The organism is Agrococcus sp. GCM10030265 (assembly GCF_042666675.1).
In the GTDB taxonomy this organism is placed as follows: domain Bacteria; phylum Actinomycetota; class Actinomycetes; order Actinomycetales; family Microbacteriaceae; genus Agrococcus.
Genome location: NZ_JBHTCZ010000002.1, coordinates 1,040,546 through 1,064,243, shown reverse-complemented (window position 1 = coordinate 1,064,243; position 23,698 = coordinate 1,040,546). Strand labels below are relative to the sequence as shown.

40 protein-coding genes, 2 tRNA genes and 1 pseudogene are annotated in these 23,698 nt (G+C 71.3%); 35 read left to right on the top strand and 8 right to left on the bottom strand.

Annotated elements, in window-relative coordinates:
* Positions 1–4: 4 nt before the first annotated feature.
* Positions 5–256, bottom strand: coding sequence for a helix-turn-helix domain-containing protein (locus ACFQPP_RS09535; RefSeq protein WP_376916340.1), 252 nt, complete (start codon positions 254–256; stop codon positions 5–7).
* 144 nt (positions 257–400) lie between these two features.
* On the opposite strand from ACFQPP_RS09535, the gene ACFQPP_RS09530 reads away from it, so the two are divergent.
* From ACFQPP_RS09530 to ACFQPP_RS09520, 3 genes are read left to right on the top strand one after another with little or no spacing between them, the layout of a single operon-like run.
* Positions 401–1,003: a hypothetical protein gene (locus tag ACFQPP_RS09530; protein ID WP_376916339.1), complete on the top strand. Its 603-nt coding sequence runs from the start codon at positions 401–403 to the stop codon at positions 1,001–1,003.
* The gene (locus tag ACFQPP_RS09525; RefSeq protein ID WP_376916338.1) at positions 1,000–2,229 is read left to right on the top strand and encodes a CpaE family protein; all 1,230 of its coding nucleotides are present in this window, start codon (positions 1,000–1,002) and stop codon (positions 2,227–2,229) included. The genes ACFQPP_RS09530 and ACFQPP_RS09525 overlap by 4 nt, the downstream gene beginning before the upstream one ends.
* A 5-nt stretch (positions 2,230–2,234) precedes the next feature.
* Positions 2,235–3,716, top strand: coding sequence for a sensor histidine kinase (locus tag ACFQPP_RS09520; protein WP_376916337.1), 1,482 nt, complete (start codon positions 2,235–2,237; stop codon positions 3,714–3,716).
* 140 nt (positions 3,717–3,856) lie between these two features.
* Here the strand turns inward: ACFQPP_RS09520 and ACFQPP_RS09515 are convergent, their stop codons facing one another.
* A complete protein-coding gene (locus tag ACFQPP_RS09515; RefSeq protein ID WP_092505597.1) occupies positions 3,857–4,105 on the bottom strand; it encodes a WhiB family transcriptional regulator in 249 nt (82 codons plus the stop codon).
* A 144-nt stretch (positions 4,106–4,249) separates the two neighbouring features.
* Between ACFQPP_RS09515 and ACFQPP_RS09510 the strand changes: the two genes are divergently transcribed.
* The 4 genes from ACFQPP_RS09510 (at position 4,250) to ACFQPP_RS09495 (ending at position 7,557) form a co-directional block, all read left to right on the top strand.
* Entirely contained in the window at positions 4,250–4,660 is a 411-nt protein-coding gene (locus ACFQPP_RS09510; protein WP_376916336.1) for a hypothetical protein, read from the top strand.
* 58 nt (positions 4,661–4,718) lie between these two features.
* Entirely contained in the window at positions 4,719–6,395 is a 1,677-nt protein-coding gene (locus ACFQPP_RS09505; RefSeq protein WP_376916335.1) for an ABC-F family ATP-binding cassette domain-containing protein, read from the top strand.
* 155 nt (positions 6,396–6,550) lie between these two features.
* Positions 6,551–6,979 (top strand): pyrimidine dimer DNA glycosylase/endonuclease V, encoded by a 429-nt coding sequence (locus ACFQPP_RS09500; RefSeq protein WP_376916334.1) that lies wholly within the window; start codon positions 6,551–6,553, stop codon positions 6,977–6,979.
* The gene (locus ACFQPP_RS09495) at positions 6,976–7,557 is read left to right on the top strand and encodes a GNAT family N-acetyltransferase (RefSeq protein ID WP_376916333.1); all 582 of its coding nucleotides are present in this window, start codon (positions 6,976–6,978) and stop codon (positions 7,555–7,557) included. The genes ACFQPP_RS09500 and ACFQPP_RS09495 overlap by 4 nt, the downstream gene beginning before the upstream one ends.
* Positions 7,558–7,565: 8 nt before the next feature.
* Here the strand turns inward: ACFQPP_RS09495 and bcp are convergent, their stop codons facing one another.
* The gene (bcp, locus tag ACFQPP_RS09490; RefSeq protein ID WP_376916332.1) at positions 7,566–8,036 is read right to left on the bottom strand and encodes a thioredoxin-dependent thiol peroxidase; all 471 of its coding nucleotides are present in this window, start codon (positions 8,034–8,036) and stop codon (positions 7,566–7,568) included.
* A gap of 74 nt (positions 8,037–8,110) precedes the next feature.
* On the opposite strand from bcp, the gene ACFQPP_RS09485 reads away from it, so the two are divergent.
* Positions 8,111–8,183 (top strand) — tRNA-Lys (locus ACFQPP_RS09485).
* Between the two features lie 68 nt (positions 8,184–8,251).
* Here the strand turns inward: ACFQPP_RS09485 and ACFQPP_RS09480 are convergent.
* Genes ACFQPP_RS09480 through ACFQPP_RS09470 form a run of 3 tightly spaced genes read right to left on the bottom strand, consistent with a single transcriptional unit; the run spans position 8,252 to position 10,318 of the window.
* Positions 8,252–9,388, bottom strand: coding sequence for a tyrosine-type recombinase/integrase (locus ACFQPP_RS09480; protein ID WP_376916331.1), 1,137 nt, complete (start codon positions 9,386–9,388; stop codon positions 8,252–8,254).
* Entirely contained in the window at positions 9,388–9,774 is a 387-nt protein-coding gene (locus ACFQPP_RS09475) for an ImmA/IrrE family metallo-endopeptidase (RefSeq protein WP_376916330.1), read from the bottom strand. Before ACFQPP_RS09475 ends, ACFQPP_RS09480 begins: the two co-directional genes overlap by 1 nt.
* A 40-nt stretch (positions 9,775–9,814) precedes the next feature.
* Positions 9,815–10,318 carry a helix-turn-helix domain-containing protein gene (locus tag ACFQPP_RS09470; protein WP_376916329.1) on the bottom strand — a complete coding sequence of 168 codons (504 nt, stop codon included), beginning with the start codon at positions 10,316–10,318 and terminating at the stop codon, positions 9,815–9,817.
* A 77-nt stretch (positions 10,319–10,395) separates the two neighbouring features.
* Between ACFQPP_RS09470 and ACFQPP_RS09465 the strand changes: the two genes are divergently transcribed.
* From ACFQPP_RS09465 to ACFQPP_RS09410, 12 genes and pseudogenes are all read left to right on the top strand, one after another.
* Positions 10,396–10,632, top strand: a complete 237-nt coding sequence (locus ACFQPP_RS09465; RefSeq protein ID WP_376916328.1) for a helix-turn-helix domain-containing protein — start codon at positions 10,396–10,398, stop codon at positions 10,630–10,632.
* The gene (locus ACFQPP_RS09460) at positions 10,629–10,859 is read left to right on the top strand and encodes a helix-turn-helix transcriptional regulator (RefSeq protein WP_376916327.1); all 231 of its coding nucleotides are present in this window, start codon (positions 10,629–10,631) and stop codon (positions 10,857–10,859) included. The genes ACFQPP_RS09465 and ACFQPP_RS09460 overlap by 4 nt, the downstream gene beginning before the upstream one ends.
* 291 nt (positions 10,860–11,150) lie before the next feature.
* Entirely contained in the window at positions 11,151–11,441 is a 291-nt protein-coding gene (locus ACFQPP_RS09455; RefSeq protein ID WP_376916326.1) for a hypothetical protein, read from the top strand.
* Positions 11,438–11,896 carry a hypothetical protein gene (locus ACFQPP_RS09450; RefSeq protein ID WP_376916325.1) on the top strand — a complete coding sequence of 153 codons (459 nt, stop codon included), beginning with the start codon at positions 11,438–11,440 and terminating at the stop codon, positions 11,894–11,896. Before ACFQPP_RS09455 ends, ACFQPP_RS09450 begins: the two co-directional genes overlap by 4 nt.
* 80 nt (positions 11,897–11,976) lie before the next feature.
* Positions 11,977–13,002, top strand: a complete 1,026-nt coding sequence (locus tag ACFQPP_RS09445; RefSeq protein WP_376916324.1) for a YqaJ viral recombinase family protein — start codon at positions 11,977–11,979, stop codon at positions 13,000–13,002.
* The gene (locus ACFQPP_RS09440) at positions 12,999–13,760 is read left to right on the top strand and encodes a hypothetical protein (protein ID WP_376916323.1); all 762 of its coding nucleotides are present in this window, start codon (positions 12,999–13,001) and stop codon (positions 13,758–13,760) included. Before ACFQPP_RS09445 ends, ACFQPP_RS09440 begins: the two co-directional genes overlap by 4 nt.
* A gap of 3 nt (positions 13,761–13,763) precedes the next feature.
* Positions 13,764–14,201 carry a hypothetical protein gene (locus ACFQPP_RS09435; protein WP_376916322.1) on the top strand — a complete coding sequence of 146 codons (438 nt, stop codon included), beginning with the start codon at positions 13,764–13,766 and terminating at the stop codon, positions 14,199–14,201.
* Positions 14,198–14,485, top strand: a complete 288-nt coding sequence (locus ACFQPP_RS09430; RefSeq protein WP_376916321.1) for a hypothetical protein — start codon at positions 14,198–14,200, stop codon at positions 14,483–14,485. Before ACFQPP_RS09435 ends, ACFQPP_RS09430 begins: the two co-directional genes overlap by 4 nt.
* Before the next feature lie 68 nt (positions 14,486–14,553).
* Entirely contained in the window at positions 14,554–14,841 is a 288-nt protein-coding gene (locus ACFQPP_RS09425) for a hypothetical protein (RefSeq protein ID WP_376916320.1), read from the top strand.
* 12 nt (positions 14,842–14,853) lie between these two features.
* Positions 14,854–15,132, top strand: coding sequence for a hypothetical protein (locus ACFQPP_RS09420; RefSeq protein ID WP_376916319.1), 279 nt, complete (start codon positions 14,854–14,856; stop codon positions 15,130–15,132).
* A complete protein-coding gene (locus ACFQPP_RS09415) occupies positions 15,132–15,272 on the top strand; it encodes a hypothetical protein (protein WP_376916318.1) in 141 nt (46 codons plus the stop codon). The genes ACFQPP_RS09420 and ACFQPP_RS09415 overlap by 1 nt, the downstream gene beginning before the upstream one ends.
* A pseudogene (locus ACFQPP_RS09410) lies at positions 15,269–15,664 on the top strand (DNA methyltransferase); the annotation flags it as partial. The gene ACFQPP_RS09415 and the pseudogene ACFQPP_RS09410, both read left to right, overlap by 4 nt.
* Before the next feature lie 128 nt (positions 15,665–15,792).
* On the opposite strand, the gene ACFQPP_RS09405 reads toward ACFQPP_RS09410, so the two are convergent.
* Entirely contained in the window at positions 15,793–16,797 is a 1,005-nt protein-coding gene (locus ACFQPP_RS09405; RefSeq protein WP_376916794.1) for a hypothetical protein, read from the bottom strand.
* Positions 16,798–17,149: 352 nt separating this feature from the next.
* Between ACFQPP_RS09405 and ACFQPP_RS09400 the strand changes: the two genes are divergently transcribed.
* The 11 genes from ACFQPP_RS09400 (at position 17,150) to ACFQPP_RS09350 (ending at position 21,286) form a co-directional block, all read left to right on the top strand.
* The gene (locus tag ACFQPP_RS09400; protein WP_376916317.1) at positions 17,150–17,794 is read left to right on the top strand and encodes a hypothetical protein; all 645 of its coding nucleotides are present in this window, start codon (positions 17,150–17,152) and stop codon (positions 17,792–17,794) included.
* Complete coding sequence (locus tag ACFQPP_RS09395) at positions 17,794–18,162, top strand: hypothetical protein (RefSeq protein ID WP_376916316.1); 369 nt, start codon at positions 17,794–17,796, stop codon at positions 18,160–18,162. Before ACFQPP_RS09400 ends, ACFQPP_RS09395 begins: the two co-directional genes overlap by 1 nt.
* Positions 18,159–18,461 (top strand): hypothetical protein, encoded by a 303-nt coding sequence (locus tag ACFQPP_RS09390; protein WP_376916315.1) that lies wholly within the window; start codon positions 18,159–18,161, stop codon positions 18,459–18,461. The genes ACFQPP_RS09395 and ACFQPP_RS09390 overlap by 4 nt, the downstream gene beginning before the upstream one ends.
* Positions 18,458–18,811 (top strand): hypothetical protein, encoded by a 354-nt coding sequence (locus ACFQPP_RS09385; protein ID WP_376916314.1) that lies wholly within the window; start codon positions 18,458–18,460, stop codon positions 18,809–18,811. The genes ACFQPP_RS09390 and ACFQPP_RS09385 overlap by 4 nt, the downstream gene beginning before the upstream one ends.
* Positions 18,808–19,131, top strand: a complete 324-nt coding sequence (locus ACFQPP_RS09380) for a hypothetical protein (protein WP_376916313.1) — start codon at positions 18,808–18,810, stop codon at positions 19,129–19,131. Before ACFQPP_RS09385 ends, ACFQPP_RS09380 begins: the two co-directional genes overlap by 4 nt.
* Positions 19,124–19,318 carry a hypothetical protein gene (locus tag ACFQPP_RS09375; protein WP_376916312.1) on the top strand — a complete coding sequence of 65 codons (195 nt, stop codon included), beginning with the start codon at positions 19,124–19,126 and terminating at the stop codon, positions 19,316–19,318. Before ACFQPP_RS09380 ends, ACFQPP_RS09375 begins: the two co-directional genes overlap by 8 nt.
* Complete coding sequence (locus ACFQPP_RS09370; protein WP_376916311.1) at positions 19,315–19,824, top strand: DNA N-6-adenine-methyltransferase; 510 nt, start codon at positions 19,315–19,317, stop codon at positions 19,822–19,824. The genes ACFQPP_RS09375 and ACFQPP_RS09370 overlap by 4 nt, the downstream gene beginning before the upstream one ends.
* Before the next feature lie 41 nt (positions 19,825–19,865).
* Entirely contained in the window at positions 19,866–20,078 is a 213-nt protein-coding gene (locus tag ACFQPP_RS09365) for a hypothetical protein (protein ID WP_376916310.1), read from the top strand.
* Entirely contained in the window at positions 20,075–20,857 is a 783-nt protein-coding gene (locus ACFQPP_RS09360) for a hypothetical protein (RefSeq protein ID WP_376916309.1), read from the top strand. The genes ACFQPP_RS09365 and ACFQPP_RS09360 overlap by 4 nt, the downstream gene beginning before the upstream one ends.
* Positions 20,854–21,054 (top strand): hypothetical protein, encoded by a 201-nt coding sequence (locus tag ACFQPP_RS09355; RefSeq protein WP_376916308.1) that lies wholly within the window; start codon positions 20,854–20,856, stop codon positions 21,052–21,054. Before ACFQPP_RS09360 ends, ACFQPP_RS09355 begins: the two co-directional genes overlap by 4 nt.
* A gap of 160 nt (positions 21,055–21,214) precedes the next feature.
* Positions 21,215–21,286, top strand: a tRNA-Asn gene (locus ACFQPP_RS09350).
* Between the two features lie 31 nt (positions 21,287–21,317).
* On the opposite strand, the gene ACFQPP_RS09345 is transcribed toward ACFQPP_RS09350, so the two are convergent.
* On the bottom strand, positions 21,318–22,187 hold the full coding sequence (locus ACFQPP_RS09345; RefSeq protein WP_376916307.1) for a hypothetical protein: 870 nt from the start codon (positions 22,185–22,187) through the stop codon (positions 21,318–21,320).
* Between the two features lie 214 nt (positions 22,188–22,401).
* Between ACFQPP_RS09345 and ACFQPP_RS09340 the strand changes: the two genes are divergently transcribed.
* Genes ACFQPP_RS09340 through ACFQPP_RS09325 form a run of 4 tightly spaced genes read left to right on the top strand, consistent with a single transcriptional unit; the run spans position 22,402 to position 23,640 of the window.
* The gene (locus ACFQPP_RS09340) at positions 22,402–22,671 is read left to right on the top strand and encodes a hypothetical protein (RefSeq protein WP_376916306.1); all 270 of its coding nucleotides are present in this window, start codon (positions 22,402–22,404) and stop codon (positions 22,669–22,671) included.
* A gap of 54 nt (positions 22,672–22,725) precedes the next feature.
* Positions 22,726–22,929, top strand: a complete 204-nt coding sequence (locus ACFQPP_RS09335) for a hypothetical protein (RefSeq protein WP_376916305.1) — start codon at positions 22,726–22,728, stop codon at positions 22,927–22,929.
* Positions 22,930–22,954: 25 nt separating this feature from the next.
* Positions 22,955–23,302 (top strand): hypothetical protein, encoded by a 348-nt coding sequence (locus ACFQPP_RS09330; RefSeq protein ID WP_376916304.1) that lies wholly within the window; start codon positions 22,955–22,957, stop codon positions 23,300–23,302.
* Entirely contained in the window at positions 23,299–23,640 is a 342-nt protein-coding gene (locus ACFQPP_RS09325; RefSeq protein WP_376916303.1) for a hypothetical protein, read from the top strand. Before ACFQPP_RS09330 ends, ACFQPP_RS09325 begins: the two co-directional genes overlap by 4 nt.
* The last annotated feature ends 58 nt before the right edge of the window (positions 23,641–23,698 follow it).

The window sequence follows — 23,698 nt, the reverse complement described above, 5'->3', positions numbered from 1 at the left end:
CGGGTCAGCGGCTGGGTCCGCGCCCGAAGAGGTCGGCGATCGACGCCGTCTGCGACTCCTGCCACAGGGCGTGCCTGCGCTCGTGCTCGTACTGCTCGTCGATCCACGACTGGAGCGCGGCGAGCTCGACGCGCCAGCCGCCCGCGACGCGGATGCCGGGGAGCGCGCCCGAGTCGATGAGCTCGACGACCTCGCGCGGCTGCACGCCGAGGACCTCCGCGGCGTCCGCCGCGCTGAGGAAGCGTCGCTCGTGCACGGGATCCATGATGCTCCGGTCGCCACGGGAGCGCTCCTCGCCTGTGGAGAGCGGGCCTCCTGTGGACAGCCGAGGTCGCGTCCGCGCGGTTCCTGCAACGGTACCTCCACGCACCTCGTCGGGTGCACGACCAAGGAGGTGCGGATGCGACGGGCATGGTTCGACCCGAGGCTCGCGATCGGCGCGGCGCTCGTCGTCGTCTCGATCGTCGGCGTGTGGCTCGTCATCCAGGCGGCCGACCGCTCGACGCCCGTCTGGGTCGCGAGCGAGACGCTGCTGCCCGGCGACGTCGTGGGCGCCGGCGACGTCGAGCTGGTCGAGCTGCGCATGGAGGGTGCGGCCGACGCGTACCTCGTCGGCGACGCCGCGCCCGAGGGCCTCGTCGTCGTCTCGCCGGTGGGCGCGGGCGAGGCGCTGCCGCTGTCGGCGCTCGGCGACGCAGCCTCGCTCGACCTCGCCACGGTCGTCGTCGCCCTCGATGGCGGGCTGCCGTCGTCGGTCGACGAGGGCAGCGTCGTCGACGTCTGGGCGGCGCCGCTCGGCGAGGAGGGCGCCTTCGAGGCGGCGACGGTGCTCGTGGGAGACGCGGTCGTCGTCGGCCTCGTGGAGGACGAGGGGATCATCGCCGACGACGCCGTGCGGCTCGAGGTGCTCGTGCCACGCGCCGACGTCGCCGACGTCCTCGACGCGACCGCCGCCGGGCACGCGCTGAGCGTCGTGCCCGTCGCGGCACCGGTGACACCGTGACGGTCTTCGCGATCTCGGCGCCCCTCGAGCGCGAGGATGCCCTCGCCGAGCTCGCGCAGCGGCACGGGCATCGCGTCGCCGTGCGCGCCGCCAGGGCCGGCGAGCTCGTGCAGCGGCTGCCCGGCATCGAGGTCGACGCCGTGCTCGTGTCTGCCGACGCGCCGCACCTCGAGCCCGAGCTCGTGCGCGCCTGCGATGCCGCGGGGATCCGGGTGCTCGCCATCGTCGACGACGCGGCGCAGGCGGGCAGGGCTCGGGCGCTCGGCGTCGAGTCGGTGCGCTTCGCCGACGGATTCCCTGCCATCGAGTGGGCCATCGTGACGCCGCACGCGCAGCGCGAGGAGCGCCCGCGCGGTCGCGTGCTCGCGGTCTGGGGTCCAGCGGGTGCGCCAGGGCGCACCACGGCCGCGATCGGCCTCGCGACCGAGCTCGCCGCGTACGGGCAGCGGGTCGCGCTCGTCGACGCCGACTGCCACGCCGCATGCATCGCTCCGGCGCTCGGCCTGCTCGACGAGGCGCCGGGCTTCGCGGCGGCCGCACGGCTCGTGCGCACGGGCAGCCTCACGGTCGACGAGCTCGACCGCGTGGCGCAGACGCTGCAGACGACGGTGGGCGACGTGCGGGTGCTCACGGGCATCACGCGTGCGGGGCGGTGGCCCGAGCTCGCCGCCGATCGCGTCGCGGGCGTGCTCGAGGCGTGCCGCGACTGGGCCGGCTGGACGGTGGTCGACGTCGCGGCGAGCCTCGAGCGCGACGAGGAGATCTCGAGCGACGTCTTCGGGCCACGCCGCAACGCGGCGACGATCGCAGCGCTGCGCGCGGCCGATCGGGTCGTGGCCATGACGACCGGCGACCCCGTGGGCGTCATGCGACTGCTGCGTGCCCACCCCGACCTCGTCGACGTCGTGCCCACCGATCGAGTCGCGGTCGTCGTCAACAAGGTGCGCATGGGCGCGTCGGGCATCGCGCCCGAGACCAGCGTGGCGCAGACGCTGCAGCGCTTCGGCGGCATCGCGCCGGTGGCCCAGTGGCCGCTCGACGTCGCGGCCGCCGACGCCGCGCTGCTCTCGGCGCGACCGCTCGTCGACGTCGCCGCGAGGTCACGGCTGCGCCGCGCGATGCAGGCCACGGCGCGCACCCTCCTGCCCGCGCAGCCCACACGGGCGGCGGCACGCGCGGCATCCGCGACGTCGCGCAGGAGGGGCCTGCGATTCGCACTACGCTGACGGAGGTGACCACCCTCGCGACCCTCGTCGAGCAGCACGGCAGGCACGACGCACCCGACGTGCCCTGGTTCCACCGACTCGTGGGCGACTGGCAGCTGATCGCCGACCTCGCGTTCGCAGACGTCGTGCTGTGGCTGCCGACGCAGGGCTCCGACGGGTTCGTCGCCCTGTCGCATGCTCGTCCGTCGTCCTCCGGCACGCTCTTCTACCGCGACTTCATCGGCCAGCCGATCCGCAACGCGTGGCGCGGCCAGGTCGACGACGCGTTCTCCTCGCACCGCATCGTCGAGGCCACGCACCCCGAGCCCGGCACCGACGGCGACACGCGCGTGCGCGCCGTGCCGGTGTCGCGTCGCGTCGGCGACGTGCTGACGACGGTCGCCGTCATCACGACGCACTCGAACGTCGCCGAGCGCACGCCGAGTCGGCAGGAGCTGACGTTCAAGCAGTGCGCCGACGACCTCCTGCGCATGATGACGGTCGGCGACTACCCCGACGAGTCGGCGCCCACGGGTCCCCGCCGGGGAGCGCCGCGCGCCTCCGACGGTCTCATCCGTCTCGACAGCGCGGGCCTCGTCACGTTCGCGAGCCCCAACGCGCTCTCGGCGTTCGTGCGCCTCGGGTTCCGCGAGGAGCTCGAGGGCCGTTCGCTGGCCGAGGTCACGACCGAGCTCATCGACGACTCCGGCGACGTCGACGAGACGCTGCCGCTCGTCGTCACCGGGCGGGCCCCCTGGCGCACCGACATCGAGACCCACTCCGTGACGATCTCGCTGCGCGCGCTGCCGCTGCGCAGGGGAGGGGAGCGCATCGGTGCGATCGTGCTCGCGCGCGACGTCACCGAGCTGCGGCACCAGGAGCAGTCGCTCATCACGAAGGACGCGACGATCCGCGAGATCCACCATCGCGTCAAGAACAACCTGCAGACCGTCGCGGCCCTGCTGCGCATCCAGGCGCGTCGCACGCACTCCGACGAGGCGCAGCAGGCGCTCGTCAACGCCGAGCGCCGCGTCGCGTCGATCGCGGTCGTGCACGACACCCTCTCGGAGGGACTCAGCCAGTCGGTCGACTTCGACGCCGTCTTCGACCGCACGCTCAAGCTGACGAGCGAGGTCGCGTCGATCCACAACGCGCGCGTGCGCACCGAGCGTCGCGGATCGTTCGGGGTGCTGCCGTCGGCCTACGCGACGCCGCTGGCGCTCGCGCTCACCGAGCTCGTGACGAACGCCGTCGAGCACGGCCTCGAGGGCAGGCACGACGGGCTCGTGCGCATCAACGCCGACCGCGACGACGACACGCTGACGGTGCGGGTGTGCGACAACGGCTCGGGCCTGCCCGCCGGACGCGTGGGCTCTGGACTCGGCACGCAGATCGTGAAGACGCTCATCACGGGCGAGCTCTCCGGCGCGATCGACTGGGGCCAGCGCGTCGACCAGGGCACGGAGGTCACGATCTCGGTGCCGCTGCGCTTCCTCGACCGCGGCTGACGGCAGTCGAGCGGCGCGCGTCGCGCGCCTCGCACACGGACTCCGCGCCGCGCGATCGCGTGCCGGCGCACGTGCACGCCCCCGACATGCGTCGACGGGCCGATCCTCGCGGATCGGCCCGTCGACGGTGCTGCGTCAACTCAGCTGGCGCGACGCGCGCGGGCAGCGCGACGCTTGAGCGCGCGGCGCTCGTCCTCGCTGAGCCCACCCCAGACGCCCGAGTCCTGGTTGGTCTCGAGGGCGTACTGCAGGCACTGCTCCGTCACCGGGCAGCGTGCGCAGACGGTCTTGGCCTTCTCGATCTGATCGATCGCAGGACCCGTGTTGCCGATCGGGAAGAACAGCTCCGGGTCGACCGTCAGGCATGCGGCGTCGTCGCGCCAATCCATAGAGGCACTCCTTGTAATGTGGTGAGGTGTCCGCGTTCTCGCGGCAAGTCAAGACTCAGATGGGGCGGCGTCCTCGCCAGCGACCCGAGGAACGAGTCTCCCACAGTGGTCGAGATCAGGGCAAGAGGTCTGATGGATGCAGCGATGAGCGAACGGCCGCGCACGGTGGGGATCCTCGCGATCATCGTCTTCCTGGAGGCGGTGGCGCTCCTCGGCGTTGCCATCTGGTCGGTCGTGACCGTGATCGGCGGCGACGGTCGCGACCTCGCGGCCGGCCTGTTCTGGGCGGCGTGCCTCGTCGGCGTGTCGCTGTTCCTCCTGCAGGCGGGCAGGGGTGCGCTCGACGGCCGCTCGTGGACGCGTGCCGCGATCGTCGTCTGGCAGGTGCTGCAGATCGGCGTCTCGTTCGGCACGTTCAACGGAGCCGAGGGGCCGGTGCCGCTCGCGCTCGCGATGTTCCTGCCCGCGCTCGCAGCGCTCGTCCTCGTCTTCCGCAAGCCGGTCCGCGAGTGGCTCGCGCAGGAGCGCCAGGGCAAGCTCGACGAGGGTCTGTGAGGGCGCGCGTCACGGCGCTCGCGGTCGCGATGCTCACGCAGGCCGCGGAGCCGACGCGATGACGGCGACGCTCGTCGCGAAGTCCCTCGCGGGCGGTCACGGGCATCGCACGCTCTTCGAGGCGCTCGACCTGACGGTCGCGCCCGGCGACGTCGTGGGCGTCGTGGGCGCCAACGGCGCGGGCAAGTCCACGCTGCTGCGCATCCTGGCGGGCGTCGACGAGCCGCAGGGCGGATCCGTGCAGCTCGACCCGGCGGATGCGTTCGTGGGCTGGCTGCCGCAGGAGCATGAGCGCGTGCCCGGCGAGACCGTGGCGCAGCACGTCGCCCGGCGCACGGGATGCGCGCAGGCGGCTGCGGAGATGGACGAGGCCGCCTCGTCGCTCGCCGCCGCCGCGCCGCGTGCCGACGGGCAGGACCCGAACGACGTGTACGCCGTCGCGCTCGAGCGCTGGCTCGCGAGCGGCGCCGCCGACCTCGACGATCGCCTGCCGGAGGTGCTCGACGACCTGGGCCTCGCATCGGGTGCCGGCGTCGGCCCCGCGTCGCTCATGACGTCCCTGAGCGGCGGGCAGGCTGCTCGGGTGGGGCTCGCGGCGCTGCTGCTGTCGCGATTCGACGTCGCGCTGCTCGACGAGCCGACGAACGACCTCGACCTCGACGGGCTCGAGCGGCTCGAGCGCTTCGTGCAGGAGCAGCGCGGCGGCATCGTGCTCGTCAGCCACGACCGCGAGTTCCTGGCCCGGTGCGTCACGAAGGTGCTCGAGCTCGACCTCGCGCAGTCGTCGAACCGCGTCTACGGGGGCGGCTACGAGTCGTTCCTCGAGGAGCGCGCCACGGCGCGTAGGCACGCGCGCGAGGCGTACGACGAGTTCGCCGACAAGAAGGCCGACCTCGTGTCGCGCGCCCGCACGCAGCGCGAGTGGTCGAGCCAGGGCGTGCGGAACGCCATGAGGAAGGCTCCCGACAACGACAAGAACCGTCGCCGGGCGATGACGGAGTCGAGCGAGAAGCAGGCGCAGAAGGTGCGGCAGATGGAGTCGCGCATCGCCCGCCTCGACGAGGTCGAGGAGCCGCGCAAGGAGTGGCGGCTCGAGCTCGTCATCGCGGCCGCGCCGAGAGGCTCGAGCGTCGTCTCGACGCTGTCGGGCGCGACGGTGCGGCACGGCGAGGGCGTGGACGCCTTCGCGCTCGGCCCGCTGTCGCTCGAGGTGCGCGCGGGCGACCGCATCGGCATCACGGGCCCGAACGGGGCCGGCAAGTCGACCCTCCTGCGCCTGCTGCTCGGGCGGCAGACGCCCGATGCGGGCACGGCGAGCCTCGGCGCCTCCGTCGCCATCGGCGAGATCGATCAGGCGAGGGCGGTGCTCGCGGGCGAGACGCCGCTCGCCGACGCGTTCGAGCGCGAGGTGCCCGACTGGACGCAGGCCGACGTGCGCACGCTGCTCGCGAAGTTCGGGCTGCGGGCCGACCACGTGGGCAGGCCCGTCGACGAGCTGTCGCCCGGTGAGCGCACCCGTGCGGGGCTCGCGCTGCTGCAGGCGCGCGGCGTCAACGTGCTCGTGCTCGACGAGCCCACGAACCACCTCGACCTGCCGGCGATCGAGCAGCTCGAGCAGGCGCTCGAGTCGTACACGGGCACGCTGCTGCTCGTGACCCACGACCGGCGCATGCTCGACGCCGTGCACGTCGACCGCCGCTGGCGCGTCGACGGCGGGCGCGTCGTCGAGCTCTGACCCGCGGCCGCGCGCCTCGTCGGTGTGCGCTTCGCAGGCGATCCCGGCAGCGGAGGGGCCTGTTCCCTCGAGCCCCGGATACGCCTGCGAGACGCGAACCCGCGGGATGGGCGGCGCGGGGCTCGCCGACCGCGCACCGCACTAGCGTGGAGCGGATGAGGATCTGGTCGCTGCATCCCGCGCTGCTCGATCGGCGCGGCCTCGTGGCCGGCTGGCGCGAGTCGCTGCTCGCCCAGGCGGTGCTCGCCGGCGCCACGCGCGGCTACCTCGCGCATCCGCAGCTCGAGCGGTTCCGCGCCGATCCCGAGCCGCTCGGCGCGATCGGCGCCTACCTCGTGCACCTCGTCGACGAGGCCGACGCGCGCGGCTACCGCTTCGACGCGTCGCGCATCCGCATGCCCGTGCGCGCCGAGGGGCGCCTCACCGTCACGACCGGGCAGCTCGCGTACGAGCACGCGCACCTGCTGGCGAAGGTGTCCGAGCGCGAGCCGGCACGCGCGACGGCGCTCGCGACGGCCGCCGCGGCACCGCATCCGCTCTTCATCGAGACGCCGGGTCCGCTCGAGTCGTGGGAGCGACCGTGAGCGACGGGAGGGCGACGATCCGGTCGCGCGACGCAGGCGACCTGCCGGCGCTCGTGGACGCGCTCCTGCGTCAGCAGCCCGTCACGCGCTACCCGCTGCGGAACCCCCTCCCGTTCCCCGCGGAGGAGTTCCTGCACGCGCACGACGCGGCCGAGGCGTGGACGGCGCAGGTCGACGGCGTGCCCGTGGGGCACGCGTGCTGGCTGCGCGAGCCCGCCGCCGCGTCGCAGCGCGGCGTGCACCCGTCGACGGGTGCGCAGGCGACGGCAGCGGAGGCGTGCGCCGCGGCCCACGGCTGCCGCGTCGACGAGCTCGGCTGGGTCTCGGCGCTCTTCGTCGACCCGTCGGCGCGCGGCATGGGGCTCGGACCGCGGCTGCTCGCGACGGTCGTCGCCGGCATCCGGGAGGCGGGCCTGCACGCCTGCCTCGAGGTCGTCGATCTCAACGAGGCGGCGATGCGTCGCTATCGGGCCGACGGCTGGCGCGAGGTGCTGCGGGCGCGCCCGCCCTGGCTCGCCGACGCGGTCGCCGACGAGGAGGTCGGCACGTCGACGATGGTGCTGCTCGCCGAACGCTGACCCCAGGCTCAGACGGCGGCGAAGCCGAGGCGCTTGCGCAGCATCTCGACGTGGTTCTTGGCCTTCGTGTTGTAGAACGCGTGCTCGATGCGACCGTCGACGTCGACGACGAGCGTCGTGCGCCGCACGCCCTGCACGGTCTTGCCGTAGAGCTGCTTCTCGCCGTACGTGTCGTACGCGAGGTGCACCTGCAGGTCGGCGTCGCTCAGCAGCGGGAACGGGATGGCGTCGCGCTCGGCGAAGCGCGCGAGGCGCTCGACCGCGTCGCGCGAGATGCCGAGCACCGTGAGGCCCTCGGCCGCGAGCGACGCGATCGAGTCGCGGAAGTCGCATGCCTGCTGCGTGCACCCGGGCGACATGGCCTCGGGGTAGAACCAGAGGATGACGCGCTGACCACGGAGGTCGGACAGCCGCACCTGCGAGCCGTCGTGGGCGGGGAGGACGAAGTCGGGGGCGAGGTCGCCGACGCTGAGAGGCATGGCTCCATCATCGTGGTCCGACACGCCCCTCGCGTCGTGCTATCGTGGTTCCTCGGTTCGCAGTGATGCGCCGAGCACCTCTAGCTCAATTGGCAGAGCAGTTGACTCTTAATCAATTGGTTCCGGGTTCGAGTCCCGGGGGGTGTACGAGAAAGGCCCGGTCAGACGCAAGTCTGACCGGGCCTTCGTCATGTCCGGGGGTGCCCAGTCTCCACTTACTCTCCACTTTGCCGAAGACGCTCGAGCACGGCGCGTGCGTCCGGGCCGTGTGCGAGGCGCTCGATGTAGTGCGCCTTCGTCGTCGCGTCGGAGGTGTGGCCGAGCTGCTGGGCCGCGGCCTCGGAGCCGAGCGCTGCGGCGATCGCGGTCGCGACCGCCTTGCGGTAGCCCTTCGGCGTCGTGCCCTCGTGCGGCGTGCCGGCGAGCGCGTCGCGCCACGTCCGCCGCAGGTTCCCCGCCGAGCGCATGCCACCGCCGCGGGCGGGGAAGACCCACTCCGACGTCGAGCGCGTGCGTCGCTCGAGCAGCGTCGCGACGGCGTCGTCGGGCAGCAGCAGGCGGCGATAGCCCGCGTCGGTCTTCGTGCGCTCCTGTCGCGTCGTGCGCCCTGCGAGGTCGGGCGCGAGCGTCGCGCGGATCGTGACGGCACCCGCCTCGAGCTCGACGTCGGCCCAGTGGAGGGCGAGCACCTCGCTCGTGCGCGCGCCGGTCGCGACGAGCACGTCGGCGTAGTCGCGGAGTCCGCCCGTCGAGCGCAGCCGCAGGTCCGAGGTCGCGAAGGCGTCGCGCATCGCGTCGATGGCCGCGAGCGTCGGCGCGACGACCGCCGCCTTCGCGTGATGCGGGAGGCGCGTCTGCGCCACCGGGTTCATCGGGACGGCGCCATGCCGCAGCGCGAGGTCGAGCATGTGGCTGAGGATCACGCGGTGCCGCTTCGCAACGGACGGCCCGCGCTCGACATCGAGCGTGCGGAAGTAGCGGTCGAGCCACGGCACCGTGACCTCGCGCACGCGCATGCCGCCAATGGTGCGGACGATGTCGAGCCGCTGTCGGTCGTAGAGGTGCAGGGTGCTCTCCACGACGGGGCCGCGGGAGAACTCCTCCCACCAGGCGTCGGCGAGCGCCGCGAGCGTCGTGGCCGGCGTCGTGTCGGCGTCGTGCGCGCGCAGCGTCTCGTGCAGCGCGTCGTCGAGCGCCTGCCTCGCAATCGACTGGTTGCGGCCGCTGCGCTGCATCCGCCGCCGCCGGCCCATGCTGTCGCGATACCAGGCGTTCGCGATCCACAGGCCCGAGCCGACCCGACGGGTGTTGACGGTGCCCCAGCGCTCGATGCCGAGGGGTGGACGTGCCATCAGGCGAGCCGTCGCGCGAGGCGGTTCGTCAGGCGGCCGCGGATGCGCGTGCCGTAGGTGCGCCGACCGAGGCGCTGCAGGCAGTGCGCGCGGAAGGCGTCGACGACGTCCTCGGTGACGTCGAGGGACTCGGCGATCGCGTGCAGGTCGGCGCCCTCGCGCTCGAGGAGCGCGTAGTGCTCGGGGTCGACGAGCAGGTCGGCGGCCCAGCGGTCGGCCTCCCGCTCCGCGCGCTCGGTCGTGCAGTCGTGCCCGTAGTAGGCGTGGCCGAGCTCGTGAGCGATGACGGAACGCTGCTCGCTGTGCGTGAGGCCCCAGGCGTAGGAGATGGTGCCGTTCACGGTGTTCGTGACGGCGAGCACGTCTGGGTCGTCGAGGTGGCGCATATGGAGTCCGTATCCCATGTGGCTCGCGAGGGCTGCGAGGTCAGTCAGCGTGGGGCTGGTCGGCCTTGCGGCGTCCTCGCTTTGCGGCCAATCCATAGGTGCTCTGCTTCTCCTCGTCTGCGCCGTGCACTTCTGACACGTCCATCGCGTCGGTAACGGTAGGTGCACCCTCTGTCGTGCCGATGCTCTCGGCGATCGCGTAGCCCCAGTCGTCGAGCTCGCCGGGCTCGGCGTACAGCGGCTCCTCAGCGCGGACGCCGTCCTCGACCAGCACCATGACAGCGGCCGTGCTGTTGGCCCGGGTGTCAGCGAACGCCTGAATCTCCTGCATGAACTCGCCGAGGTCCACCTCGAGCGCGTCGCAGACCGCGGCGAGCTGGTCGACGCTCATTGGGCGCACCGCGCGCACCATCTTCGAGAACTGCGACTGCGACACGCCGCAGACGGTCGCTAGGTCGCTCTGGCTGATGCCGTGGCGAGCGATGAGGCCACGGAGGCGAGCAGCCACCTCGCGGTAGATGAACGTCGGCTGGTAGTCAGTCACGTTCTGATCGTGTCACTTTTGACACGAAACGCGCAAGAATGCTTGCGCTGTAGTTCATCTGAACTACGGTAGTTCACATGAACTACGGCACCCCCAGTGGACGAGCCGCTCGGGCAATCCGCTCGATCCTCGCGGATCGGGGCGAGTCTATCGAGGCGCTCGCCGAGGCCACGGGCCTCGCTCTCTCGACGCTCAAGCGTCGCCTTCTCGGCGTCTCGTCGTTCTCCATCGACGAGCTCACCCTCATCGCCGAGCACTTCGGCGTCCCGATCCTCGACGTGCTCACGCCCATCACCGAGCGGAGCGCGGCATGAGCGCGCCCTGGCTCAACGCTCAGAGCGCGGCCGCGTTCGTCGGGCTCTCGGTGAAGACCCTCTCGAATCTGCGCGCGCTCGGACGTGGGCCCGCGTACATCCGCTACGAAGGCGGCCAGATCGTCTACGCCCAGGACGAGCTCGAGCGCTGGCGGGAGGCTCGCGTCGCCGAGCGCGTCGAGACGCGAGACAGCCGTCGCGCGCACCTGCAGGCGGTCGCCTCGTGACTCCCGCCCGTCGTGAGCGTCTCGCTCGCCACACGGTGCGGCCACTCGCCTCGCTCGCGGTCTTCGCCGGCGTCGCGTCGCTCGGCGCCCACCTCATCGCGTCTGTCGTCAACGGCCTCTCGTGATCGTCGCGCTCGTCGGCCTCGCCGCCGAGACCTTTGACCGCCTCTTCGCGGTCCTCCACCTCCCGTTCCGACTCGACTTCGACCCCGAGGAGCAGTGACCATGCCTACCCCCACAGCAGCACCCACCCGCTTCGACCCCCTCCCCGGCGAGCCCTACGGACGCTGCGTGGAGTGCGACTTCGAGATCGCAAGCCAGGGCCACGCCTCCATGCACATGGCCGAGTCGCTCGCCATCGCGGTGGTCGACCGCCGCAGCCACACCATCCGCGTCACGAACCCGACCCGCGAGCAGCGGATCGCCGACTTCATCGGCGACCTCGAGCGCGAGGCCGTCAGCGAGGCAGTCGATGAGATCTGCGAAGCCATCGACGACGGCCTGCTGACCGAAGCGGAAGCGCTCGCCGTCTCGTACCGGAACGAGCTCCTGCGCGAAGACCTCAAGGAAGCCCTTCGATGACGAAGCCCGCCATCCTCTCGAGCATCACGGGCGACTCCGCCCGCGCCCGCCGCACCGACATGGTCACTTCGCACGCCGCTGCCGACTCGATCAGCAGCCAGGCGCTCGAGGACCGCGAGCGAGAGGTGTTCGCGATCCTCGACGAGGCCGGCCGACCGCTGACCGACCAGGAGATCGAGCAGATCCACGACGAGCGCGTCCGCCTGCTCGGCCCCGACTTCCGCCACTCGCCCTCCGGCCTCCGCACCGCTCGCAAGCAGCTCACCGAGGGCGGCGTGATCGAGCAGGACGGATGGAGCCGCACCCTCTCGAAGCGCGACGCCGCCACCTGGCGCATCGCGGTCGTCGCCGCAGCGACGCTGCGCGTCCGCATCGACAAGGCCATCGAGATCCGCCTGGCACGCGCCGCCAAGGAGCGCGCCGAGCGCAACCACGGCACCACGCGCGCCGCCTGACCCCCACCACCAGGAGACCCGACCATGCCCATGCCCTCCCTCTCGATGCTCACCGCGCTGAACACGCTCGCGAGCCAGCGATGACCGCGCTCGAGCGCCTCGTCGAGCAGCCGCTCGGCGCCAGGCTCGCCGAACTCGCGACGCCGCTCGCGTCGAAGGCCGACGACGAGCGCGCGTGGCAGGACGCGCGTGCCGATGGCGGCCCGACCTCATCCGAGATCCACCGCATCATGCAGTCGCGCGCCGCGTGGCGGCCGCTGCTGCTCGACAAGCTCAATGGAGCCCGATTCAAGGGCAACGCCGCCACCCAAGCCGGACACCGCTTCGAGCCGTTCCTCATCCGCGAGGCCGCGTTCCTGCGCGGCACCGCGATCGTTGGCAACGACCACGCGTTCGCGTCGCTCGCCGACCCGCGCCACATCGGCACCCCGGACGGCTTCGAGTCCGACGGCGACGTGCTCCGCACCCTCGAGGTGAAGATCCACGAGCACGGATGGAAGCGGCCGAAGTCCGGCATCCCCGCCGAGCACTACACGCAGGTGCAGGACATCCTCGCGCTGTTCGGACTCGACGAGGCCGTCTACGTGGTCGGCGTGCTCGACGAGTCCGGCGAGCTCCCCATCGACGTCGACCCCGAGATCATCGTCATCCCGCGCGACGAGCAGCGCATCGCCGAGGCCGCCGACGCTCGACGTCGCTGGCTCGAGTGGGCCGACGCTGGCGCGCCCGAGGACGAGATCAGCGACGAGCTGCGCGAGGTCCGCACGACCCTGCTGCTCAAGGACGCCGCCCTCAAGGCTGCGACTGACGAGCAGAAGGCCGCCCGCGCCGCATTCGAGAAGCGCGTCGAGCAGGAGCACCCGGGCGCGAAGTCGACCGGCTGGTCGTTCGGCGACGACCTCGGCACCACGACGCTCGCGAAGCCCGCGAAGCGCACCGCGCTCGACGAGACCGCATGGGCAGCCGCCGACCCCGACGAGCACGCCGAGGTCGTCGCCCTGCGTGGCCGCCTCGCCGCGCTCGAGACCGCCGCCCGCGACCGCTTCACGACGACCTCGTACGCATCCGCCGCGCTCCGCATCACCCACCCGAAGGCGAAGGCATGACCACCGACACCCCGACCACCGAGCGCGTCGCCGCGACCCTGCAGGACTACCTTCGCGTCGCGACCGAGACCGGCGAGCTACGCGGCACCGTCATCGAGTACGGCATCCCCGACACGCTCGGCCCCGGTGTCGCCTGGGTCGACGCGCTGCTCGGCAACGACGCACCGCCGCTCGCACGCGCGACCGTCTACCGCGAGGGCTGGGCAATCCCGACCGTCGTCACCGCGTCGTGGGACGAGTCGATCCCGCTCGAGGATTCGTGGCGCGGCCTGTGGGAGACGAAGCCGCAGACGATGTTCGGCGCGTTCACCCTCCGCTCGGCCCTGCGCCGCGCATTCGCCGACGTGCTCGGCGATCGCCGCGAGCCCGACGACCACCCCGTCGGCGAGCCCGAGGCGCCCGCTCCCACGGACGAGCCAGCGCAGTCGGTCGCCCGCGTGCCGTGGCTGCAGCGTGTGCTCGACGCGCAGACCGAGCAGGAGGTCGAGGCCATCCGCGAGGAAGCCCGCGGCGAGCGCGCAATCGACCCCGAGCTGCACATGGCGATGAAGGTCCGCCTCCGCGACCTCGCCGCGCCACCCGCCGCCGAGGCCGCGCCCGCGCCGAAGTCGAAGCCGAAGCCGTCCGCGCTCGACGCCGTACCCGCCCCGACGGCGATCGCGGTCGCGATGCAGGCAGCCCAGGAGGCGCGCGCTGAGGCCGCGAAGTCGATGACCCCGGTGACTCCGCGCACCCGCGCCACCAGGAAGCAGGGCTGACCCATGACCGAGGAGATCGTCTTCGACCCCGCGAACGTGTCGGCCGCGTGGCCGTCGCTGCGAGAGCGCGCCGGACTCGTCCACGCGCAGTCGCCCGAGGATCCGGCCGGCGTCGCCGACCTCCTCGGCGAGATCGAGCTCATGCTCCTCGAGATCGCCGACGTCCTCCGCGAGATCAACGACCAGCGCTACGCCGCCGAGCGCGCGCACTCGAAGGCGTACAACCTCGCGCTCGCCGACTACGCCGCCGCCCACCCCGTGACGGTCGCCCGGTCGATGGCGAAGACGTCGACGCTCGAGGAGAAGAAGGCACACGACGACCTCCGCGCGCTCTTCCACCACGCCGAGGACACGCAGACCGCGCTCAAGACGAAGCACATCGGCCTGCTCGGCATCAACAAGAACATGACGCCGCTCATCCAGTCGGGATTCCGACGGTGATCCGCGTGCTCTTCGCGGCGTCCGTGAAGGACGGCAAGGCGAGCGACGTCTACCGCTCGAACACGGGCATCGCCATCGTCACCCCGCGACAGGTTGCGCGCGGCCGCGGCCTCGGAAGCGTGTGGTTCTGGTCGTGCACGGAGGCGTTCGAGGCGCTGCCGATCACGGTGCAGCACGACGTCATGCTCGACGTGTTCCCTTCGGTCAACGGCGAGTTCCACAGCACGGCGTACGCCGACCTCGAGGAGAAGGCTGCGCGGCTCACCACGGAGATGCAGTCGTGAGCTCACCGACTCCTATCCGCATCCGCAAGGGCGTCCATGCCCGCGACGGTCACGCGTGCGCATGGCACATGCTCGGCCGCTGCGACCCCGAGACGCTCGTGCCGCAGCACCGCCAGGGCGGCATGGGCGGGCGCAAGACGAAGCACCGCCTCTCGAACGTCGTCTGGCTGTGTTCCCGCATGAACAGCGACATCGAGTCGAACGCCGACCTGCAGGCCGAGGCCCGCCGACGCGGCATCAAGATCTCGCTCCACGCCAACCCTGCCCGCGAGCCCATGCTCCACGCCGTGCACGGCTGGGTCGTCCTCGACGACGACGGCGGCATTACCCCAGCCATCCCACCCCTCCGCGACTAGGAGAGCACCACGATGACCCCCACCATCACCACCAGTCCCCACCTCTTCGACCTCGCCGAGCTGCTCGGCGCGGGGTTCGTCATGCTCGTGCTGCTCGCCCTCTTCGTCGCCTTCGGCCGCGAGCGTGGTCTGCGTCGCCGCGCCGAGCACGACCGCGACATCTGGCGCGGCGTCGCGTTCGCAGCCGAGGAGCGCGCCGCCGAGTCCGCAGCGAGCCTGCGTCTCGTCGCCCGCCACCGCGACGACGCGCGCGCACGCGTCGCTCAGCTCGAGCGCCAGGGAGGTGCCTGATGGATGTCGACCTGAAGATGAACCGGCGGCGCCAGCGATACACGCGCCACCGCGAGGTGCTCGCGCGCTTCGAGCCGTACATTTCTCCCGTCTCGCTCGTGGTGTCGCTGGCCGCCCTGCTCGTAGCGGTGACGCGGTGACGGTCTACTTCGAGTCCGACGAGGCGACCGTGCATCACGGCGACTGCCTCGACATCCTCGCGACCCTGCCCGACGCGTCGGTCGACGCGGTCGTGACCGACCCGCCGTACGGCCTCGCGAGCACCGACCCCCGCCACGTCGCCGAGACCATCACCCGCTGGGTGAACGGCGAGCGCGACTACCTCCCCGGAGGCCGCGGCTTCATGGGCAAGGAGTGGGACGCGTTCGTCCCGCCCGTCGCCGTCTGGGACGAGTGCATGCGCGTCCTCAAGCCCGGCGGCCACGCGCTCGTCTTCGCGGGCTCGCGCACGGTCGACCTCATGACGCTCGGCCTGCGCCTCGCGGGCTTCGACATCCGCGACTCGATCGCATGGCTCTACGGCTCGGGCTTTCCGAAGTCGATGGACGTCGCGAAGGCGATCGAGTCGCCCGTCACGCAGGGCGGCTCATCGTCGCGGATGCTCAAGGCCACCGAGCTCGCCGGCGAGCGACTGGGATGCGGACGGTGCTGCGTGATTGGTCACCGGTCGGTAGGACGGTCGCCGGTGGGAGCGTCGGGCTCGCCTTCTGCCTCGCCCTCATGGGTGTCAGCGCGTGCGGCTTCCTCGTGCCCAATAACCGCACCTTCCGCGAGCCACTGTCCGTGTCCCATGGCTGAGCCGTCGGGATACTCCACTGCGTTGTCTGCGAACGATCGCCAGAGGCCATGCCATGCGGGCAGTCCGTCGAGGATCCCGGCGAGGGCCACGGGCCCGTCAGCGACCGCCTGCGCGGTCGAACTCACCATGCCGCCGCACTGCGAGAGCAAGACCTTGTCGGCGAAGTCGCTCTGCCCCCAGAACGACGAGTCCTTGATCTCTCGAAGGATGGTCAGAGCGACGTCAGACCCGTCGACGCTTGAGGTGCGGAGAAGGGCTTCAAGAGCCGTCCAGTCGCCGATGGTCGCTGAGTGCGGGTTCGCTTGCGCGTACTGCTTCTGTCCCCAGGCAACGATGGCTCCGACGACGTCGCGCAGCTCCCGTCGCTCGGACTCCTCGCGTGCGATCAATGCGTTCGCCTCATCCAGCGCGTGCGCGTTCTTCGCGAGGGTGTTCGCCACTCGCGCGACCCAGAAGGTCGCAGCACCCAACGCGAGCGTCGCGACGCCCACTGCTGCGGGGATGACGAGCTGGGCCCAGATGTCGAAGACGCTCGGGGTGGCCTCGTCGGGTCCCGGGGAGGCAGGGGCCGGCGTCCCGGCCTCGATGGGGAAGACGAGTACCAGCACGCTTGCGAGGGCGGCGAGGAACACGCCACCGCCGATGAGCAGGACATCCAGCCGAATGCTGGCACGGGCGGCGAGCACGTCATCGCGGTGCGTCGCGGTCAGGACCTTCGCTTCCCCGTACGAAGGACTTCCCGACGTCGACTTCGGCGCTGCGGCGAGTTCGCGGGCTTGTTTGGTGGCCCGACGGTACAGGCGCGCGAGGCCGACGGCCGGGCCTGCAACTGACGCGGCGTACATCGCGATGAAGACCCAGATCACGACGCAGAGCGTACGTGGCGGTGCTGCATGAGTGCCGGGATGCCGCTGGCGATGACGTACGTCGTCTACTGGCGCCGCGAGCGGGTGCTGAAGGTGGGCCGCGCGTGGCGTTGGGCTCGCATCGACATGCTGACCCGCTCGGGTGGGCAGGTGCTGCTCCTGCAGGAGGGCACCGACGAGACATGGGAGCGGGAGGCGCTGCGCGAGCTCGCCGTCTTCTTCCCCAAGGCGTTCGCGTCCGCCGAGGACTCGGGCCGCATTCTGTGGCGCGGTCGCGGCTGGACCGAGTGCTTCACCGTGCGCGAGGAGGACATCAACCTCGCGATCGACATCTGCATCGAGGGGTTCTCCTATGCCACGCCACCGACTTCGTTCCGTCCGGCTGGACGACTGGCACTCGACGACGCTGCTGAGGGCGTCGGCGGCCGCGAGGACGACGGGCTTCCTGCTGCACTTCGTGGCGGACGACCAGGGCAGGGCGGAGGCGACGCCGACGCTGCTGCTCGCGGCGCTGTGGCCGAAGCGGTCGGACCCGCTGACCGAACGCGAGATCGAGACGCATCTGCTCGAGCTGGCGGAGGTCGGCTTCCTGACGCTGTACGTCGAGGACGGGCGATCGCTGCTGCAGATCACGGAGACGCTGCGGATCGACCGGCCGTCGGCGTCGGACCTGCCGGCTCCTCGCGAGCCTTCGCGAAGCCTCTCGGCTGTGGGGGGAGCGGGGGAGCAGGCGGTGCAGGAGCCACGGATGCCGGAGCCGAGCGAGGGCTGGCGTGCGTGGCGCGACGAGCACGAGCGCGAGCTGCGACCCCCGGAGGTGCCGCTCGAGCTGCAGGCCCCGCCGATCGGATGCCCGGAGCATCCCAACGGCCTCTTCACGGACTGCGGACCCTGTGGCACGGCGAGACGGCAGCGAGACCTATGGATGGCCGACGCCCTCCACGCACGGCGTCGGCAGCGCTACGTCGCATCACTCGAGGACGAGGAACCCTTCTGATGACCCAGACCACCTCCGACGAGTGGAGCGCCCTCGAGGTGTTCCTGAGCGAGCAGGCCGCCGCGTACGCCACCGCCGACGGCAGAGCGAACCTCGAAGCCGAGCGCACCCACACCATCACCGCCGGCCCCGAGCGGATGTGGGCCGAGCAGCGTCGAGCGTTCGTCGACGCCGACGTCCGACGGCTCATCGCCGAGCGCGACGGGTCGCGAGCTCACGCCGACGCCGAGGCCGCACGCGTCGAGCAGGAGCACGCCGACGCGCTCGCCGAGATCCGACGCATCCCGGCGTACCTCAACCCGGGCGGGCGGGCTCAGATGCTCGCCGACATCGTCCACCTTCGCCACCTCGAGCAGGGAGCAGCATGACCGACTACATGAAGACCCAGACGACCATCACGGCATCGGACCTCGAGCATCTGCGCGACGAGGCCGAGCGCGTGCACCACGCGTTGTGGGGGTCGACGGCGTCGCACAGGGACGTGGGTCCCAGGGTGACCGCGAGCCGTGTCTACGGGGTGTCCAACTGCACGGCGCAGCTGCTTCGTACGGTCGGCGACCAGGAGGCGTGGCAGCAGCTGCTCGGGGACGAGGCTCTCGACCGGCTCCTGCAGGCGCTCCGAGTGACGCTCGAGCAGGTCGACCCGGCATGGAAGGCGGCGGCGTGATGTACGACCACGACGACTTCGATGCCGACGCGCTGCACGACCGGATCAAGGACGAGCGGATCGAGGACGAGATGCGTGAGGCGCACGAGCTCGAGGTGCGGCTGCGCCACGTCGGTGCCGAGGTGCTCCTCGCAGCCCCGACCGCTGACGTCCACGGCCTCGACCACGCGATCGACGAGGGCGTGACCGTGGGGGAGTCGCTGCTGATGCGGGCCGAGCTCGTGAAGGTCGCAGCGTCCACGGTGCGGATGATCGACCGGCTCGACACCGAGCGCGCGCGGCTCGAGCACCTCGAGCGGGAATCGTCCCGCGAACTGGGCAGTTCCGAGACCGGGAGGAGCGACCGATGAGCAACCACTTCGTGCAACTCGTCATCGACGGAGGTGAACTCCACACGGCGTTCGTCTGCACGGCACCAGGAGACGCCGTCTGCCGTCGTCGACCCAGCGACTTCGACGACGTCCAGCGCGAGTCGTGGGCCGCAGCTGAGGCCACGAAGGCGGGCTACCCCTGCTGGGCCGAGGACTGGGTCGAGGCGGTCGGACTGCCCGACGCTATCGCGGCGAGGCCCGACGGCGTGCTGGCAAGCGTGCCCGTCTCGATTAGGTACGACGAGGGCGTCCACATCACGCCGGAATCGAGCAATTCCGAGGGGAGTGACCGTGGCTGAGGTCGAGTACGAGTACGGCTTCGAGGCACCCGGGCCGGTGCCCGGGCTCATGTACGTCACGCGCAACGTGCTGCTCGCGGAGACGATGCACGCAGCGCGCCCGTCGTCGCCCATGTTCGTCCGCCCTGCCACGCCGTGGCAGCCGGTCGACCCTGAGTCGGGTGGCATTGGGGAGGGTTCCCGGTGACCTCGCTGCCCATGTTCCCGATGGCGGTCGACCGCACCGACAGCGACGAGCGCTTCACGCCCCGATGGGTGTTCGACGCGCTCGGCGAGACGTTCGACCTCGACCCGGCGAGCCCCGTCGACGCCGAGACGAACGTGCCCGCCCTGCAGCGCTTCACCCGTGACGACGACGGCCTCGCGCAGCAGTGGCACGGGTTCGTCTGGCTCAACCCGCCGTTCAGCAACTCGACGGCATGGGCAGAGCGCATGCTCGCGCACGGCGAGGGCATCTTCCTCGGTCCGCACGCGAACGCCTGGTGGGCGCAGCGGATGCTCCGCGCCGCCCGCGTGGTCTGGCTCATGCGCGACTTCGCGTTCGAGCACCCGACCCACAGCGGGAAGCGATCGAGCATGCCGCTCATCCTCGTGGCACTCGGTGAGCGCGCCGAGCGTGCCGTGCGCCGCGCAGCTGCAGCAGCACCCGACGCCGGTGTGCTGGTCGTCCGAGAGTCCGGTGATTCACGGTGAACCGCCACGACTGCCTGCGCGAGCGTCGCGCGCTCCCGGGCGTGGCCGCGGACGGCGGCGTCGCGCCGTGCCGCGTCTGCGGCGCCTGGTGGCAGTACCTCGTCTCGGAGCAGGAGCGCGGCCGCTTCGGTCGCTGGCGCCGCGTGCGCTGGTGGCACGTGTTCGCGATTCACGAGGTCGAGAAGGAGATCGCGCGGCGGGCGCTGTACGCCGCGCGGATGCAGGAGCAGGACCGAACCGAGGAGACCCCATGACCGAGACGACCGAGCGGGCGTGCGTCCACGGCTGCACGCACCGCGGCGAGCACTTCGCGCAGTGCCCCGACTACGGCCGCGGCGACGGCGACTGCCGAGGCTGCCGGCCGCGTCTCGCGCACGACGCGTCGCTGATCTGCGGCCGCTGCTTCGGGCAGCTCCGCGGCGCGGTCGACATGATCCCCGACTGCGTACTCGCGATGGAGTCGGCATCGGATCCGCAGAAGGCGAAGGAGATCAAGCAGCGCGTCGCGGGGTCGAAGGACGAGACGCCGGCGCCCGTGCGGGCCGAGATCCTCGACGCGTACGGCGAGGTCATGGGCGCGATCGTCGACGGCGTCGAGGGCCTCACCGGCACGCGGCACCGGATGCCGCGCCTCACGGACGGGGCCGACCTCGTCCGCGCCGAGGCTGTGTGGCTCGCGTCGTCGATCATCCAGTGGCTGCCGGAGATCGCGAACGACCAGGGCGCGCTCGACTGGTGGTGGGACGTGCTGCTCGGCGTCGTCGTCGACGAGCACCTGCCCGAGGAGCAGCGCGCGTGGACGCTGCAGCGGGCGCTCGGTCGGTTCCGGGTGGCGCCGTACGTGCGGAAGTCGCAGACGCCGTGCCCGACCTGCGAGCAGCGGAAGGTGATCGTCCGGCAGCCGCGGGTAGCGCCGGGCGTGACGACGTACGCGTGCACGAACCAGGAGTGCGACTTCGAGCGCACCGATCGGGACGTCGACGAGCCGTGGCCCCTCATCTTCGAGGGCTACGAGGGAGGGAAGGCAGCGTGACGGACCACGAGATGCTCACGATGCGCGAGGCGATGGCCGAGGTCGGTCGCGGCGAGAGCACGATCTTCCGGTGGCAGCGAGACGGGCTCATCCGCTTCCGCCTCGTCCGCGGCAAGATGCGCACCTCCCGGGAGCGGTTGCTCGAGGTGGACGTGCAGAAGCGCAGGGCGCGGGCTGCGGGGCGTCGGCAGGGCTGACCTTTGAGACCTATGACAGTCGCCCTTGCTAGGCTCTGCTTAAGCGGTCAATGGCCCCGAACTCGTTCGGGGCCATTCTCATGCGCGCGCGGAGTGGTCTGAGACCCGACGCTCGCGCCCGCGCGACGCCGTTCCGTGGGGGAGATGGCCGAGCGCGTTTTGACCACTAGCTCAGCGGCAGAGCAGCGCCCTGTTAAGGCGATGATCCCAGGTTCGATCCCTGGGTGGTCAGCGAGGACTGCGTCCGCGTGCGCTAAGCGACGTCAGCGCGCGAGGTGCAACTCACGATGAAACCCGAAGTAGGTAGCGCGGCGGGCACTGAAAGCGGGGGCTCTCGAGCCCCTCATCCTGGCCAGATTTGCTCTCAGGGCCGGCTCGACTGCGCGCACGCCGATAATGCCGTCAGCATCAACGATGAGGTCGCCGCGCTCGAACGCCGCGTCGCACCCGAACAAGCACGCGAGCATCGCCACGTGAGGATCCAGTCGCTCAGCCTCCGTGCAGCGTGAGCGCGGTTTGATGTGAGCAGCCACAAGGTACTCGGCAGGGAGCGCAGATCCACAGAGCTCGCACGCGGGTTCTGCCTGCTGGCGAAGGAGCCACTGGCGAACCTTCGACTGCTCGCGTCGGAGCTTGATGAAGCCCTCTCGGTCCGTCTCACCTTCGACGGTCAACGTGTCGGGGTCCGCGGGGTCGGGAGCGATCGAGACATCGGCCAGTGCTGCGAACTGTGCGGCTGCAGCGACCGTTAGCGGAAAGAAGTACCCCTGGTGTACGGATCCGTCTCGACGGAATGGGCCGCCTTCATCCTCGGCGATCCGTGTGGCGATGGGCAGATTAGCCAGCGGTACGGGATCGGCGAGCTCGACAAACTCCACCGGGAGCTGCCGGCCGTCGTTGTTCCAGTGCTCCTCCGCGTACGGGCGCGCCGCGGGCGCGGCCGGTCCTTCGACGAGCGAGATACCGCGCACGGCCTGTCTCGCGTAATGGATCACCAGGTCGCCCTTCGCAGCCCGGTCCATGGCGTCCCAGTGCCAGATGCGTCGGCCACCCTGTCCGATCAGAGGTGACCAGATAATCGGGTACGTGCTCGACGGAGACTGTCCCTGATTGACCCACCACGCTCGCGCCATGCCCGGAGTCTAGGCAGACGCGGTGCACGTTCCCTGGGCTCGTCCAGAGGCCCGAAGCCCCTCAACCTCCTCGGCCGCTCACACTCGCATCTGCAGCCACGGCGCACGGCGCCAGCGCACCACCTCCTGCACCGGCCCCGTGCTCGTGCGTCAGCGAGGCGGCCCGCATCGCACAGCAGGAGCGCGACCGAGGACCCCTTCGCCGGAGGCTGCCGTGGACGATGACGACGAGGCGGCCTTCGACTACTTCGCGCCCGACATCGTCGAAGCGCGCGCCGACGTCGGCCGGGCGATCAACGCCTACCTGCAGCTCATCCGCCCCGGCGAGAACGCGTTCCCGGTCGCATGGGTCGCGGCCGTCGAGTGGACGAACACCGACCTCGAGCAGGCAGCACGAGCGTCGCGCGACATCGTCTCGCCGAGCGAGCAGGCGATCGCAGCGTCGTGCGGGCTCGGCGTCTACCTGACGAACCGCTTCGGCTGACTGCCGACCACAGGCTCACGGGGGAAGCGCCCTCGGGGGAGAAGGAAGACACCCATGGCCGACACCACGCAGCCCGAGTGGAGCCAGGCGCTCGACAGCGCATCGAAGGCGCCGAAGAGCGAGGGGTCCACCGTCACCGACGCGATGGGCCAGGCGTTCGAGACGCTCACGCATCTCATGACGACCAGCGACCACGACGGCATCCGCCTCGAGGCAGCTCGCGAGGTCCTGAAGTACGCGAGCGCCATCGGCATCTAGCGCGACAACGAGAGGCTGCGGCGTCATGGCGACGAACCCTCGCTACGCGAACGGCCACCGACGCCGCAACCTCCGCCGCGACCTCCTTGCTCGCGGCACCCACTGCGCATGGCACCAGTGCCCATGGCCCGAAGACTGGCTCGGCACCGCGATGGCGAACGAGCTCGACCCGGACGACAATCGCTTCCCGGTCGTCGACGAGATCGTGCACGTCTCGTGGGGCGGCGACCCGCTGTCGAAGACCAACACGCGCCTGCTGCACCGCTGGTGCAACCGGCAGCGAGGCAACAAGCCCGACCCGATCCCGAAGGACCGACCAGCGGTCATCACGTCCTCGCCAGGGTGGGGACCGAGGAACCAGGAGCTGACATGAACCGCTTCGCAGCACTCGGCCTCGCCATCGACGCGCACCGCGGCCGCAGCATCGTCGTCGTGACGCACGGGCATGAGCACGCAGCCCTCGACGAGATCCTGCGCGCAGCCGACGGCCTCGAGGTCTCGCTCGTGTGCCGAGCGAACGGCCGACACCGCATCGACTTCGCGAGCGGCGGCAGCATCGAGCTGCGCTACCAGGGACTCGAGATGCGCGGCATGGACGTCCAGACGGTGTACCTGGACGAGGGAGTCGCGTGGGGCTGGCCCGACACGCTCATCGACGACGTGCGCGAGATGGTCCGGGCACACGCCGACGGTGAGGTCATCCGCACGTGACCGGCTCCGGCATCGCGATCGGCGCATCAGGGGGCCACCACCCCCCCTCCCCACTAGG